This window comes from Paraburkholderia sp. UYCP14C (assembly GCF_004197395.1).
GTDB lineage: Bacteria > Pseudomonadota > Gammaproteobacteria > Burkholderiales > Burkholderiaceae > Paraburkholderia.
This window is the reverse complement of record NZ_SELS01000107.1, coordinates 1-14,626: the sequence shown is the minus strand read 5'-3', so window position 1 is coordinate 14,626 and position 14,626 is coordinate 1. Positions and strand designations below refer to the sequence as shown.

11 protein-coding genes are annotated in these 14,626 nt (G+C 56.9%); all 11 read right to left on the bottom strand.

What is annotated here, in order from left to right:
* Positions 1-97: 97 nt before the first annotated feature.
* On the bottom strand, positions 98-3,145 hold the full coding sequence (locus EVC45_RS41445) for an efflux RND transporter permease subunit (protein WP_129963882.1): 3,048 nt from the start codon (positions 3,143-3,145) through the stop codon (positions 98-100).
* Positions 3,146-3,156: 11 nt separating this feature from the next.
* Positions 3,157-4,308 carry an efflux RND transporter periplasmic adaptor subunit gene (locus EVC45_RS41440; protein ID WP_129963881.1) on the bottom strand — a complete coding sequence of 384 codons (1,152 nt, stop codon included), beginning with the start codon at positions 4,306-4,308 and terminating at the stop codon, positions 3,157-3,159.
* Positions 4,309-4,402: 94 nt separating this feature from the next.
* Positions 4,403-5,995, bottom strand: coding sequence for an efflux transporter outer membrane subunit (locus EVC45_RS41435; protein ID WP_248295470.1), 1,593 nt, complete (start codon positions 5,993-5,995; stop codon positions 4,403-4,405).
* 184 nt (positions 5,996-6,179) lie between these two features.
* On the bottom strand, positions 6,180-6,779 hold the full coding sequence (gene cysC, locus EVC45_RS41430; RefSeq protein ID WP_129963880.1) for an adenylyl-sulfate kinase: 600 nt from the start codon (positions 6,777-6,779) through the stop codon (positions 6,180-6,182).
* Positions 6,780-6,960: 181 nt separating this feature from the next.
* On the bottom strand, positions 6,961-8,709 hold the full coding sequence (gene nodU, locus EVC45_RS41425; protein ID WP_129963879.1) for a nodulation protein NodU: 1,749 nt from the start codon (positions 8,707-8,709) through the stop codon (positions 6,961-6,963).
* A 13-nt stretch (positions 8,710-8,722) separates the two neighbouring features.
* The gene (gene nodS, locus EVC45_RS41420) at positions 8,723-9,358 is read right to left on the bottom strand and encodes a nodulation methyltransferase NodS (protein ID WP_129963878.1); all 636 of its coding nucleotides are present in this window, start codon (positions 9,356-9,358) and stop codon (positions 8,723-8,725) included.
* 82 nt (positions 9,359-9,440) lie between these two features.
* The gene (locus EVC45_RS41415) at positions 9,441-10,031 is read right to left on the bottom strand and encodes a NodA family N-acyltransferase (RefSeq protein ID WP_129963877.1); all 591 of its coding nucleotides are present in this window, start codon (positions 10,029-10,031) and stop codon (positions 9,441-9,443) included.
* A gap of 222 nt (positions 10,032-10,253) precedes the next feature.
* The gene (locus EVC45_RS41410; protein WP_248295469.1) at positions 10,254-10,994 is read right to left on the bottom strand and encodes a sulfotransferase; all 741 of its coding nucleotides are present in this window, start codon (positions 10,992-10,994) and stop codon (positions 10,254-10,256) included.
* 102 nt (positions 10,995-11,096) lie between these two features.
* On the bottom strand, positions 11,097-11,885 hold the full coding sequence (locus tag EVC45_RS41405; RefSeq protein WP_129963875.1) for an ABC transporter permease: 789 nt from the start codon (positions 11,883-11,885) through the stop codon (positions 11,097-11,099).
* A 2-nt stretch (positions 11,886-11,887) separates the two neighbouring features.
* The gene (gene nodI, locus EVC45_RS41400) at positions 11,888-12,802 is read right to left on the bottom strand and encodes a nodulation factor ABC transporter ATP-binding protein NodI (RefSeq protein ID WP_129963874.1); all 915 of its coding nucleotides are present in this window, start codon (positions 12,800-12,802) and stop codon (positions 11,888-11,890) included.
* A 54-nt stretch (positions 12,803-12,856) separates the two neighbouring features.
* Positions 12,857-14,200: a chitooligosaccharide synthase NodC gene (gene nodC, locus EVC45_RS41395; RefSeq protein ID WP_129963873.1), complete on the bottom strand. Its 1,344-nt coding sequence runs from the start codon at positions 14,198-14,200 to the stop codon at positions 12,857-12,859.
* Positions 14,201-14,626 lie beyond the last annotated feature (426 nt).

Genomic DNA, 14,626 nt, shown 5'->3' with positions numbered 1-14,626 from the left:
CTCCGTCCTGTTCAATCGATAAGGTATCCAAATCTATAAAGATTATTTCGACCACGCTACCTATTTGCACCGGAGCCACATTGGACGTGGACGGCGGTCACATCATTGCTGTTGTCTTCTCGTGATGTTCTGCACCTAGCAACATGTACATCGACGGGACCACGAACAGTGTGAACAGAGTGCCGATCGACAGTCCTGTGAATATTACCAGCCCGATCGCGTTGCGCCCTGCCGCGCCGGCGCCGGACGCAATCACTAGCGGCAGAACACCAAGCACCATGGCGGCTGTAGTCATGACGATCGGACGCAGGCGCGCGCCTGCCGCTTCTTCAAGAGCTTCGCGCTTGCTGCGGCCTGCACGCTGTAACTCGTTCGCGAATTGCACGATGAGAATGCCATGCTTGCTGATAAGCCCCATGAGCGTCACCAGTCCGACCTGCGTGTATATGTTGAGTGTGGAAACGCCGATGTTAATGAAGATCAGCGCACCGAACAACGCCAACGGCACTGATACCAGAATGACGATGGGATCGCGAAAACTTTCAAACTGCGCCGCGAGTGCAAGGAACACAATGACTGCTGCGAACATCAACGTGACTAGGAAGCCGCCGGACTCCTGCATGAACTGGCGCGAAAGTCCGGAATAGTCCATGTTGTATCCTGACGGAGCGACGCGGGTTGTGGCGTTGCGCAGGAACTCGAGTACTTCGCCCTGCGAGACGCGGGGTGCGACTACGCCGGAGATCGTTGCGGAATTCATTTGCTGAAAATGGTTGATGGATTCGGGCACAACCGTCGACTTCAGATTCGAGACAGTCGAAGCAGGAATCATACTGCCGTCGGAAGTGCGCAGGTTGTAGTCTAGTAGCTGCGATGGGTTCATTCGGTCGACTTGCTGAAGCTGCGGAATCACCTTGTACGAACGGCCGGCGACCGAGAAATAATTGGCGTAGTTACCGCCGAGAGCAGCTCCGAGCGCCTGCCCCATGTCGCTTTGCGTAAGGCCGAGCGAGGCGGCTTTGTCGCGGTCGACCATCAGGACGGTCTCGGGCTTGTCGATCTTCAGGTCACTGTCGACAAAGAGGAACATACCGCTTTCGCGCGCCTGTTGTAAAACCGCTTGGATCACCTCGCTGAGGTTATCGAAAGGCTCAGTCGTGTTGATCACGAACTGCACCGGGAAACCTTGCGCACCGGGCAGGGGTGGAAACTGGAACGCAGCAACTCGCGCGCCCGCGATGCCGTTCCACTTCTGTTGAAGCTCCTGTTGCAACTCGGAGGCACCTCTCTTTCGCCTGTCCCATGTCTTGAAGAGCACGCCGCCGAACCCCTGATTCAATGTCGGCGCGCCTGTCAACTGAAACATCTGCGCATACTCGGGCAATTGTTTGGATATCTGGAACACTTGGTCGGCATACATCTGCATCTGTTGGATAGTCGCGTTGGGTGGTCCCTGGATAAGCGACAGCACGATGCCTTGGTCCTCCTGGGGCGCGAGTTCGGACTGTGACGTCGCAAATAAATACATGGTCCCGCATAACAGTATTGCACCCATCACGACGAAAACGATCCATGTGTCCAGTATCGAGCGCAGGAGCCGCATATAACCTCGATGCACTTTCTCAAACTGCAGATGGACGAAGCGGTTGAAGTGTCCGGGTTGCTGCTCGTTGTGAAAGAGTCGCGAGCACATCATCGGCGATAGGCTTAGCGCGACCACGCCCGACATAGTGACCGCGCTTGCCAGTGTAAATGCGAACTCCGTGAACAGTGCGCCCGTCAGTCCGCCCTGGAAGCCAATGGGCAGATAGACGGCAATCAACACAACAGTCATTGCGAGTATCGCGCCACCAAGCTCTTGCGCGGCGATGAGCGCGGCATCGAAGGGACGCCTACCCTCGGTCGTCAGGTGTCGGTCGAAATTCTCAACCACGATGATCGCGTCATCGACCACGAGTCCGACCGCGAGCACCAGCGCGAGCAGCGTCAGTAGATTAATGGAGTAGCCGAGCAACTGCATCATGAAGAATGTGCCGATCAGAGACAGGGGCATCGCGATCACGGGCACTATCACCGCGCGGAAGCTGCCAAAGAATAGGTAAATCACGAGCGTCACGATCAGTAGTGCCTCGACGAGCGTCTTCACCACTTCGTCGATGGCAGTCTCGATAAAGTCCGTGGCATCATAGACGATATCGCTCGACACCCCCGTGGGGAGCTGCTTCTGCAGATCAGGGAACACAGCTTTGACGCGTTTCGCTACGTCGAGCAGGTTCGCGTCGGGCGCTACCTTGATGCCGATGAACACCGAGCGTTTTCCACTAAAAGCGACATTGGAATCGTAATTGTCCGCACCCAACACGACATTGGCGACATCCTCTAGGCGCACGATCGCGCCGTTCTTCTGCTTGACAACCAGCTTCCTGAAGTCTTCGACGGAATGCAGATCGGTACCAGCGTTTAGACTGACGCTGGTCATCTGGCCTTTGGTTGTTCCGAGCGTCGCCAGATAGTTGTTGTTGCCGAGTGCCGTGTAGACGTCAGAGGCCGTGACGTTGTGTGCTGCGAGCCTGGTGGAATCAAGCCATGCGCGCAACGCGAACTGTCGGCCGCCGAGAACCTCTGCGGTTTGCACGCCCCGAATTGAATCGAGCTTCGGCTTGACAACGCGCAGCAGATAGTCAGTGACGTTGTTGCTTGGCAGCACATCGCTGTAGAAGCCCATATACATCGTGTCAGTAGTTTGGCCGACCTGAATCGTCAAAACTGGCTGTTGCGCTTGGGGTGGCAATTGGTTGCGCATAGACGCGATTTGGGTATTGATCTCTGTTAGCGCGCGGTTCGGATCGTAGTTCAGGCGCAGAGTCGCGGTGATACTTGACACACCTGTGCTGCTCTTCGACGACATGTAATCGATGCCTTGCACCTGTGCGATGGCGGCTTCGAGCGGCTGAGTAACGAAGCCCGCCATCGTCTCGGCGCTAGCGCCATAGTACGAGGTGGTAATGGTAATGACGCCAGTGCCGGTCTGGGGATATTCGCTAACCTTGAGCGTCGACAGGGAACGTAAGCCCAGCACGAGGATGAACAGGCTTACCACGGACGCGAGGACCGGCCGTTTGATAAAAATGTCGGTGAAATCCATCTGAGGAACTCTTATTGTTCTTGGGGCGTCGGAGCAGGACTGTCCGCCGGCAACACGCGATTGTCGATTACGAGCGGTGTGCCGTTCTTCAGCTTGAGCTGGCCGCTCGTTACCACTTGCGCGCCTTCGTCTAAGCCCTTCAGGATCGCAACCTGATCGCCGCGCGTGGGCCCTGGCGTTACGAAGATTTGTTGTGCAACGGGCATCGTTTTGCCGCGTGCGTCCTTATGCTCGCCCGGTTTGATGACGAAAACTGTTGCACCGTAGGGGTTGTAAGTGATTGCTGTTTGTGGCAGTGTCAAGTAGCGCTGCTCGTGACCAACATCGACTTTTACGCTCGCGTACATCCCCGGCAACAGCTTGCGCTCGCGGTTGTCCAGGGCCGCTTCGACTTGCACGTTGCGCGTCGTGCTGTCGAGGCGCGGGTTGATAGCGCGGATCTTGCCCTCGAAGCCGCGGCTCGCGAATGCACTTGTATTCACGGCGACGCTCTGTCCCACTTGCAGTTGACCGAGTTGCTGCTGGGGCAGGTGAAAGTCGACGTAGATGGGGTCAATAGCCTGCAACGTAACGATGGCGTCGCCCGGATTGACGTACTGGCCTGGATTGACCGTCATGATGCCCACGCGTCCCGCGAAAGGCGCGCGAATCGTTTTTTTCTCGACCAGTGCGACCTGCTGTTCGACTTGTGCTCGCTTGCTTCTCAGGTCGGCGGCGTCAGCATCGACTTGCGCCCTGGCAATCGCCTGAATGTCGTACTGTGCCGTGTCGCGGTTATAGACGGTTTGCGAGAGCTCGGCGGCAGCTCTTAGCGAGGCGAGCTGCGCGCGGTCCGAGCGGTCGTTCAGACGCACGAGCACCTGTCCGGCCTTGACTTCCTCGCCGGACTTGAATGCGATCTCGCAAACGAGTCCAGCCACTTCAGTCGTCACGTCGACACCGCGTACGGCACGGAGGCTGCCCACAGCGGCAAGCTGTGGCTGCCACGTCTGATAGCTCACGACAGCGGACGTGACTGTCGCAGCCGGCACCGCGTTGTGCGCCATGAATTTCCGGATCATATGCGCCTTGTACAGGTTGAAACCGATCAGCGCGCCAAGCAGAACGCCCATGCAGATCAGCATGGTTATCATCCGTTTTACTGTTGGTTTATTTGTGGTCATCGTCGTGTCCTTGCACGGCAAACTGATAAGGAACAGATTCCGTTGGACGCGCAGCATTCGAAACCATGCGGGGCGCCGCAAGCAGAAAGAGAGTTCACTGCGGGTTGATATCCGGGTCCGCCTGTCCTGTCTGGATCCTCGCAGTGTCGCTCCACCAGCCGCCACCCAGTGCTTCGAACAATGCAGCCGTGTCTGCGTAACGTGCAGCGCGCGCCTGCGCGAGATTGACGATAGTCTGCTGGTATTGACGCTGCGCATCGAGCAGAGCTAGATAACTGACACCGCCGGCACGAAACTGGCCGCGCGTCAGCTCGAGCGAGCTGCTGGCCGCACGCCACGCTTCGGTTTGTGCGGCGAGTGCGGTTGCATCGTGATCGAGTGCGCGGAGCGTATCCGCGACATCTTCGAATGCAAGCAGGATCGTTTGCCTGTATTGCGCGTTGGCCTCATCGAAGGCGGCTTCCGCCGCGCGCTTTTTAGCGCTCAGTTGGCCTCCGTTAAAGATCGGCTGCGTGAACCCCGCGCCGATGTTCCAGATCATGTCCGCGTACTTCAGCATGCCCGCTGGCGTTAATGATTGCGGGCCGTAGTTCGCGGACAGCGTAAGCTGCGGATACATGTTCGCGGTTGCGACGCTGACCTGGGCGCTCGCCTGACGCAGCAGGGCTTCCGCAGCTAGGATGTCCGGACGTTGACGGACGAGCGACGAAGGGAGGGTGACGGGTAAGGTCTGCGGTAGGATGAACATCGACAGCCTGAACTCGGGAACGCTGTTATCGCTAGGCGGTTTGCCCGCGAGCACGGCAAGCTGATGTCGCGCCTGATCGAGAGACTGCCGCAGAGGCGGCAGGGTAGCGCGCGTTTGTGCGAGCAAGGTTTCCTGCGAGAGCACTGCCACGCGACCCACGCCACCGAACTCAAGCTGCTTCCGCAATACCCCGAGCTGAGTCTCTTCGTCCGCCGCGATACGCTCGGTCGCGTCAATCTGCTCGCGGAGGGAAGCTTCCCTGACCGCAGCGGTGACGATATTCGCTGACAGCGCCAGGTATGCGCCCTGTAGCTGCAAACTCTGGAAGTCGACCTGCGCGTCCAGCGCCTCGAGTTCGTGCCGTGCAGCCCCGAAGAGGTCCAGGTTGTAGGAAACGTTCACTGATGCGTTGAACAGACTTAGTATTCTGTTCAGGCTGGGCTGGCCTAGCGTCGTACCATTGAGCTTTTCTCGAGTAGCATTGAGCTTGGCATCGATGGCGGGATATAGATCGATCCCTGTTTGCGCGCGCAGGTTTTCGCTCGCCTGGCGCAGCGCCGCGCTGGCTGCAGTGATATTCGGGCTATTTGAGAGGGCCTCGCGTATCAGCGCGTCAAGGGGCTCACAACGATAAAGGGTCCACCATTGTGCAGGCAGCTCGCCGCCGACCTTGAACTGCTGCTCAAGACCCGTCGCACCGGGCGACGAAACCGTGTGTTTGGGTAGGGCCGTCGATGTATAGCTGTCGGTCGCGGGCGGTGCGGGAGTGCGATATTCGGGGCCGACTGTGCAGCCGGAAAGTGAACAGAGTAGTGAAAGCAGGACAGTGATCGATGCGGCACGACCGAGAGGCCGATTTGCTGCCGGAAGCAACGCTGCGTCGCGCGACTGCGGTTGCAATCGTCCGCGATAGCAATTGAGATTGCCGTGATCAATCATCTGTCTACCTTGGTCCACGTGAGCGCAGTGCAAGAAGAAACTCACCTCGTTGCCACCGGGTTCTCTGGAAGGAGGGTATGCAACATGCGAGTGTCGACGTATCGCTCGCTCCGGCAACTGGCGGTCGTGGACATCGGGTCATCGAATCCAGTTCTGAGGCGTGCCCACACTCGTCTCGCTCCAACTAGCGGCTATTGAGCCAGTTCACCACAAGGTCCGCGCCTTCATCGATGGACTTCGAACATGTGTCGATGAATACGTCCGGGACCGTCGGCTGTTCATACGGCGAGTCGATGCCGGTGAAATGCTGTATGGCGCCAGTTCTCGCAAGCCGATACAGTCCCTTGGGATCGCGAGCTTCGGCTACGGCCAAACTAGCGTGAACGTGGATTTCGGCGAAACGGTGCCTACCTGCGGTGGACCTGGCGAGTTCCCGGTCGCGTCGGAACGGCGAAATGAGGCACACCAGCACAACGATCCCCGCGTCAGCCATTAATTTTGCAACTTCGGCCACGCGCCGGACGTTCTCGTGGCGATCCGCATCCGCAAAGCCGAGATCCTTGCATAGACCGAGCCTGATAGAGTCTCCATCGAGAATGTAGGTGAGTTGGCCGGACGCATGCAGTATTGCCTCGACCTTGTCGGCAATCGCCGACTTCCCAGCTGCCGACAGCCCCGTGAACCACAGGATGGCGGGCGTTTGCCGGAGCAATCGTCCTCTCGACTCCGGCTGAATCCGGAAGCCGTGCACATGAAGATCTGAAACGGAGGCCTTCTTCGTCATACTTGCCTACGATAAGGGTGAAACCGTTGTTGGAAGCCAAGGCGTCCGCTCTTGCATCGCGGCGTCGGAGCAGTGAGGTTGGGTATCGGTATGGCAAGTCAGAAAATCTTGACATTGAGGGATGCTGCCGCTGACTGTGCAGCTCGTCGGTGAGAGAAAGTCCATGACGCACTCATTCGATTCACACTCCGAGCGGTGCGGCTACCGCCTGCTCAAACCGGCCGCCAGCACCTGGTTCGTCGATTGACGATGGCAGGCCAGTGCTACATGCCTTGCTCAATAAAAGACCGTCGCACCATACATGTTCGACACCTCCCCACTCGCAGGCTGAAGCAGCGTCCGGAAAGAAGCCACGACCATGATAGTTGGCACTGGTGTTACATAGCAAAGGAATGCCAGTGAGTCTTTCGTATTCAATCAGGAGTTGCGCCACAGGATGCGCGGAAGTTCTTGCAATGGTTTGCAACCGAGCCGATCCGTCGAGATGCACTACGGCGGGGATCCTCTCCCGCCATTCCTCGCGCGTCTGATGATCGAACAGCATGTAGGGGTCTGGAGTACCGGGACAGAAGACGGCAACCGCTCGATCTTCAAGACATATTGGTGCTACCGGACGAAAGTGTTCCCGATGCTTGACCGCGTTGAGGAAGTCCTTCATCGCAGGGGACGTCGCAGCAGCGAGAATGCTTCGGGCACCCAACGCTCGGGGACCCAGCTCTGCCCTGCCGGCGAGGAAGACGACGGGTTTATTTTCAGCGAGTACGCCGGCGAGTTGCGGAATGGAGCAAGGGGACGCTGTCCATCCGGGCGGCACGTCACCGGTTTTCACAGTTGGCCCGCTATAGATCGACCATTCCAACGGCAGGAAGCCTTTGTTCGCTGCCATCGAGCAGCAAGCGGCGCCAATCGCAGACCCACTATCGTTCGGAAAAGGCGGAATCCAGATTGCGTCAAAAAGACGACTCTCGCGTAGTGCGCTGTTCCATTTGATGTTAAGACCGCATCCGCCAGAAATGCACAAGTTCCGCGGCTCGAAAATCGGATGGCGTGAAAGCGCTGCCTCCATTCCTTGAACCAGAAGACGCTCGAGGAATACGTGAAAGGATGCAAGTATGTCTTCTTGAGGCTTGGCCTCCAATTGTGGAACGCATTCTTGGAAAAAGTCGCGTACAGCTGCGAGAGATCTTTCTGGTATGCGGACATTCTCGCGGTAGTCTTGCGCAAGTTCGGTGTCGCCGGCAAAGCGTTGCTGGTAAAGCTCCCGAAACACTGCAATGATGCCTTCGTCGACCGACCCGAGCGCGATGTATCCCATAAGCTTTCCGGCCACGCCCAGATCCCAGTCAGCTCCGCTAGCCCTCTTATAGGGCCCGAAATGATGCCCAGCCGCCGCGTACATTTGGCCGATAACTGGGAACAGGCAGTTGACGAGGCGTGCTTCGTCCAGTCGAACATAGTACAGTCTTGGGACCATGCCGCCGTCCCAGACTAGGCAGTACGCAGGCTGCCCGCTTATCGCGAAGGGACTGGTGCAGTACGCGGACGCGACATGGCCCGAAACATGAGGGTAGCTCTGATACGAATACGATTGTTCGCCGATTAACAGACCGGTGCGTTCGAGCGGATCCAAGAGATCGTCGGCCTTGCGTTCGATATAGGGAGCACCTTTCAAGATGACAGGCGTACGGCCGCTGAAAGTGCGAAATTCCGACTCTATCTCGCCGTCCCAGCCATCAATTACAAACTGATCGATGTCGTCGACACGCAGTCCGTGTTCGGTCAACACTGTTGCAACTACGTCGAGATTCACGATTTCCTGATAACGACGGTTATTATCCCGCTTCTCCTGTTCGATGCAAAAGAGGAGCTTTCCATCCTCCACAACAGCGATGGCTCCATCGTGTGTCAGTTTGATGCCGCAGATGCGCATAGTATCTCCCGCTCTAACGGAGGCAATTCGGTTGATTTGGAAAATCCTTCGGGCTACGGAAGCGCGCGAGCATGCAATCCTCATTGGACGACCGCCCGATGCACTGCACGCGCTCAACTTCGGTCAGCTCTTCCCGTAGCATTTCGAGCACCGTTTCCGCCCCGGCGACGTGCCCCCACCGCCGGCAACTGGCGTCAACAGCCGATCCGAATATCAACTGCCCGTTGGGCGCAAGCATGCGCGCCAAGCTCTGCACAGTGGCCCGTACCTCGGCGATGCTTCCGAGGTAATAAAGAACCTCGGCGACCACGATCAGATCGAACTTTTCCGGAGTCGAAAAGCGCTGGATGTCTGATACCATCCAGGTGATATTGGCCGGTTCCATTAGCCGCGCGCGTGTTCGCGCGATCGCTTCTGGAACTACATCGATGACGGTGAGCCGTCGACAGTGAGGCGCCAGCTTTTCCGTGAACGCCCCGCCCGCGCATCCGACTTCGAGTGCATTTATGACGATGCCCTCGACAAGTGACAATCGAAGCATTTGCCTGTGGCGCTCAAATTCGAACGGGTTACTGTCCAGCCGCCACGGATCGTTGGAGTTCAATTCCCGAAGCAGCAAGTCGAAATTCGCTACATGTGTCAAGTTCACATTACCTCGATTGCGGTCCACTATAAGGACAATTGCATGGGGGGCGTCGGCTCCACGGCTTTCTGTGGTAAAGCACCAGCCTTCATAGCTCCGGACCATTGCGCTCGATTGCACTCCCCTCCGGCCACTCGCTCATCGAGCTACCAATCGGCATGATTACCGCAAGGACGTCTTCAGTGCGTGTCGGGGGCAAATCTAGACGAACGTCGGCCAGAGTTGACCGCACCCGCATGCCCGAGACGACCGTTCCCAATCCATGCCGGCACAACCTCGCGATATGGTACTTCAACTCATGGCGCACCGTGCCGAATGCGAATGGCACCCGAAGGCCCTGCAATGCCGGATACATCGCGCGGATCGAATGGCTGATCCCGAGTCCTTCGAGATCCGGACGAACCCCGTAAAGTCCCAGCTCGGCTACAAGAACATCGACCGTGCCAACTTTGATGAATCGGCGCAGCGAGCCCATGTGAGCCGCCACCCCTTGCGAATCGTAGGCAATCGCGCGGAGTTCGGGCCGTGCACCAGCCCAACTCCGGCTGCCCTCGAAAGGTTTTGCGTTGAAAGATCCAGTTGGGCCATACGTCGCCCGAAAGAACTCGGACAATTCTATGTGGTCCGAGAGTCCTAGCTCATTTTCCCAACACAGTCTCCATTGCACAGTTGAGGCCATTTAAAGTCACCTTATAACAATACGTTCATGCGCCACTCGCTGAACACTGAACCGGAATAGCGGGCCATACACATCGGAGTTCATCTGCTGCTCGGAACGCAAGAATTAGTTTAGCTAGGCTGCGGACCGCGAAACCCGAGTTTGCGAGTCGATAACGCCAACGCTCTTCAAACGCTAGACAATTGAAAGCTATCGGGGCGATCTTGATGTCTGGCGGGAGGATCAACCCCCTTGAGCTTCGAAAAAACTGGCGTATCGACTGCCCTCGAAGTGACGCCTCAACTCTTCGAAGTTAAGTACCGTCTGCCGGAGCGATCGAACTTCCTGACGTCGAAGAGATGTGTTGTAAGAGCAAGGGTGATCCGAGATTGCGAGAAAGGCTGAGACCGCCTTCAGACTTGGGACCGGATCGTCCCGAAGAGTTTCATAGTCGATGGTGAGCAGGGTCGACGGTGAAAAGGAGTTCAGAATTAAGTGGTGGAAATCGTCCGCGGCTTTAAAGTAAGCCTCACAGTCTTCGATTTTCAGTATGACTTGCGGAGGCGGACGCGAGTCGTCGTTTTCCGGACCGTATTTTAGCCAGTGACCGCTTTGTCTTGCTTGCACCAAAGAACGAAGCGATTCCAACGTGTTTCGTCGAATCACGAGCAGTACCTTCAAACGTGGCCAAGCGGCCAGCGCCTCGAAGAAACCGGGACGTTCGTTAAACTGAGGCTGGTTGATCTTGCAACCGACGTGTGTCAAATGCGGATTCCCGGTCATAGTCGGATAGTGCAGATAGGCTAGCTCGAGCAGTTCGCGATCGCTACGGAAAAGCCGGGCGCGGTCGGGCCAGATCGGGTCATACGGATTGAGCAACTCACCATTGCTTGACAAGTTGGGATGCGCATTCAGCAATTCTTCCAAGTAGTGAGTGCCGGTCCTCGGCATCCCCACGATCACAAATGGCTCAGTTGTCTGCATGGGGTATGTCATGGCGTTCATCTAACGGGTTGAAAGGAGGGCATGAGCGCTGCGCGGATAGTCCATCGCGAAGCTCGGGGCTCAGATTGATCGCCAAAATCGTCACGACATTAGGCGACGGCGAAGCAGAACCGCCGATACAAAGAACGGTAGTATTGTGTACACGCAAAGCGCAGCCACATGAAGGCTGATACTAGCGGCAGGCCGTGCTAGCATCGCTGGGCGGATCAGCTCAACGGAATGTGTCAGCGGAAGGAATCTCGCAATTTGCCGAAGAGCACGGGGGAGATGGCCGATCGGGAAGACGACGCCACTCAGGAACAACATGGGCGTCAGAACAAGGGTTTGGTAAAAAATAAAATAGTCGTAACTGGGCGCGATGGCGACGAGCACCATAGCCAGACTCGCGAAGGCGAGTCCAGTGAGAACGACGACGGGCATGACATAGATGATACTCGAAAGCGCCGCATAGCCCAGGGCCGCAGCAACCACCATCACCGCAGCGCCGGCAAGAAGGGCTTTTGTGGCCGCCCATGAAAGTTCACCGAGAACGACGTCGCCAATCGTGAGTTGAGTGCATAACACCGCTTCCCACATGCGCTGAGTATGCATTCGCGAGAAAGCCGCATAAATCGTCTCAAAGGTGGCAGAAGTCATTGCGCTCGTCGCAACCATTCCAGCGGCCAAGAACGCGATGTATGAGGTGCCGTCGACGCGGCCTATCATTATTCCCACACCTAAGCCCAGACCAAACAGGTACATCATCGGATCCGCAAGGTTCCCGAGGAGCGACACTAGCGCAGATTTCCTCCATGCAAGGTAGTTGCGGTGCCATACCGTATGCCAGTTCAGCGCGTTGCCCGGCAGAGTTATCATAAATGCATCACGCATCACTAGTCCTTCATTTCGCGGCCGGTTAACCGCAAAAACACGTCTTCCAGGTTGGCGGGGCGTTGGAGAATGCGCAGACCCGTATGCCTCCGCACCTGCAAACGCACCTGCTCGGGATCAGCGGCGTAGCAAAACAATGCTTCGCCGCTCACTTCGGTTCGCTGTGTGTAGGGCTCGAGTAACGGGCGCAGTTCATGTGGATTGCCGCCATATATCTCAAGAACTTGGCTGCCAATCTGCTCTTCGATCAGCGCATGAGGGGTACCTTCGGCAATGCTGCGCCCCTCGTCAATCACACAAAGACGGTTACACAGCCGCTCCGCTTCTTCCATGAAATGAGTGGTGAGAAGAATTGTTTTGCCGCGCGCGAGTAGAAAGCGCAGGCGTTCCCAGATGAGGTGACGCGCATGCGGATCAAGACCTGTCGCGGGCTCGTCCATTACAAGTAGTTGGGGGTCGTTGATCAGCGCGCGAGCGAGCGTCAGACGCCGTTTCATGCCGCCTGATAATTCGATAACGCGCGCGTCAGCCTTGCTTTCCAGACGCGCGAATTCGAGCAGAGAGGGGATCACGACCGAGATCTCGCCTGCGCTCATGCCAAAGTAGCTCCCGAATATCTGTAGGTTCTCACGCACTGTGAACCCGGGTTCAAGATTATCGAATTGCGGAACGACGCCAATACGTGCACGTGCCCGGCGCGCGCGTCCAGGCACTGGCTCTCCGAGGACTGTGATCGTACCCGCGTCAGGTAGCGCCATCCCGAGGACCATCCGTGCGGTCGTGCTCTTGCCTGCGCCGTTTGGCCCCAAAAGGCCGAAACACTCGCCCGGCTCTACGTGGAAGGACAGTCCATTGACAGCGAGCTTCCCGCCGTAGGACTTGTTGACACCTGTAAACGTGATTGCTGCAGTTGGCATGACGTGGAAATCCAAATGGTTGTTCTCTTCAGGAAGATCTCGTGACGAACACGATCATTTGTTTCGGAAAACGTCATCAGATTCCGTGAGTGCCTGCTCATTCCACTGTCGACGGTGCCTGTCACGCTGAGCTGTGCGGTTCGGGGTTGTAGTGGTGGCCGTTTCAGTGTCGTGCTCCGGCGGATCGACGTGTGCGCTACAACCGCCGGCGGCCACGCCGCGGGACAGCCAGTTGCTGTTGCTGAGGGTACACAAGGCGTACGCCTTCACAGGCAGTAGGAACAGTAGGTTGACCAGCGTGTGCGCGGAAAACCCAAGAAATCGAAGCTCACGAGAGCGGACTGCTGCCACGGAGCAGCGGAGCATGCTCATTGACGCAATCACGAAGCACGCCTTCCATGGAGCCGTCTCTGTCAATGCGACCTGTAAAAAGCCGGAGAGCATTGCGACGGCAAGCAATAGGGAGCCTGCATTCTGCGCAATGACGTCCAGCGTAAGATACCGATCCAGGCGGGGTAGAAGGCGTAACGCCAACAGCGTGTCGCGATACGTGCTTCGCGCCCAGCGCAATTGTTGACGAAGATACGGCCCCGGTCTGTCTGGAACCACGGTCGAAGCGATCGCATCTGGAACGTACTCTGTTCGGTAGCCGGCGGCCAGCATGAGAATTGTTAGATGACGATCTTCCCCGAAATCGCTTCGCTTTCCCCGGAACATCTGTGTCTCGTACTGGTCAAGCAGCAAGAGAAGCGCGGAGCGGCGATATATCGCGCACGGCCCGCAGCAGCACATAACGGCACCGAATCGGGCCTGAGCTGCGCGCTCCTCGTTACACGCGAGCCAATATTCCATATCAATCAGACGCGTCAACCACGTATCGTTGCGATTGCTGGCGGTCAATTGACCCATGGCGGCGCCGACCTCTGTATCGCTCATTGTCAGTATGAGTTGGCTTATAACGTCCGGCGCCAAGGTCGTGTCGGAATCGACGTTGAGTATGAGTTCTGCGGATGAAACCCGTATCGCGGCGATCTGCGCCTTGCGTTTTCCCACGTTTTGGGGAAGAAGAACAAAATTGAATCTCGGATCGTGCTCGTAGTCGCGATAAACGGGTTCCAACGCATCGCGATTGGCGGATCCGTCATCGACCACGTGGATTTTTAAAGCCCCCGAGTATTCCTGCGTTGCGATGGAGGCGAGACACGCGCGCAGCGTATCGGGGTTTTCGTTGAAGCACGGAACGATGACGTCGACGTCTGGAAGAAAATTCGTGGCAGGTTGATTGCTATGCTTAGCTGGAGCCGGTAGGGTATGTAGAACCTGCGTTGTTTTATAAACGGCCGAAAGAAGTGCGTACAATAAAACGGAGGTCGTATTGATTGCGGCAGGGATGTTCATCGAGGTCAGTTTGCTAAGTGGTGTCAAAAATTGATCTGATTACAGGCCTGCTAGGATCCGTCAATACGCCTGCTTGGCGCGATCACATCGACTACAGACCCTGCGTGAAACTGCGATACCGTAGACAGGAAGCAGTTGACTGGCTGCTGTCGTGTGGCGCCTTTTGTTGATGCGATCGCATTAATTTGTCGCTTTCGGCCGAGTAATAACCTCCTTCAATGAATTCCATAGTATCGAGGGAGGCAATAACACGGCCATCGGCGGACGCGGAAAGTTAGATCAGTAGTTCCCTGTTTCATGAGTCAGTTTTTCCTGACATCTTCCTTGGCGCTAAGTGCGACGAGTAAACGAATTTCAAAATATGGGGTCTGACAGGCAATGTGATTCTGATGACCTGTCTGCCGATGAAATGTGCCGTTGAACTGA

Excerpts from the sequence above, each read along its gene's own strand:
- EVC45_RS41445 (WP_129963882.1), bottom strand. The coding sequence starts at position 3,145 with ATGGATTTCACCGACATTTTTATCAAACGGCCGGTCCTCGCGTCCGTG.
- EVC45_RS41440 (WP_129963881.1), bottom strand. The coding sequence starts at position 4,308 with ATGACCACAAATAAACCAACAGTAAAACGGATGATAACCATGCTGATC.
- EVC45_RS41435 (WP_248295470.1), bottom strand. The coding sequence starts at position 5,995 with ATGATTGATCACGGCAATCTCAATTGCTATCGCGGACGATTGCAACCG.
- cysC (WP_129963880.1), bottom strand. The coding sequence starts at position 6,779 with ATGACGAAGAAGGCCTCCGTTTCAGATCTTCATGTGCACGGCTTCCGG.
- nodU (WP_129963879.1), bottom strand. The coding sequence starts at position 8,709 with ATGCGCATCTGCGGCATCAAACTGACACACGATGGAGCCATCGCTGTT.
- EVC45_RS41415 (WP_129963877.1), bottom strand. The coding sequence starts at position 10,031 with ATGGCCTCAACTGTGCAATGGAGACTGTGTTGGGAAAATGAGCTAGGA.
- EVC45_RS41410 (WP_248295469.1), bottom strand. The coding sequence starts at position 10,994 with ATGCAGACAACTGAGCCATTTGTGATCGTGGGGATGCCGAGGACCGGC.
- EVC45_RS41405 (WP_129963875.1), bottom strand. The coding sequence starts at position 11,885 with ATGCGTGATGCATTTATGATAACTCTGCCGGGCAACGCGCTGAACTGG.
- nodI (WP_129963874.1), bottom strand. The coding sequence starts at position 12,802 with ATGCCAACTGCAGCAATCACGTTTACAGGTGTCAACAAGTCCTACGGC.
- nodC (WP_129963873.1), bottom strand. The coding sequence starts at position 14,200 with ATGAACATCCCTGCCGCAATCAATACGACCTCCGTTTTATTGTACGCA.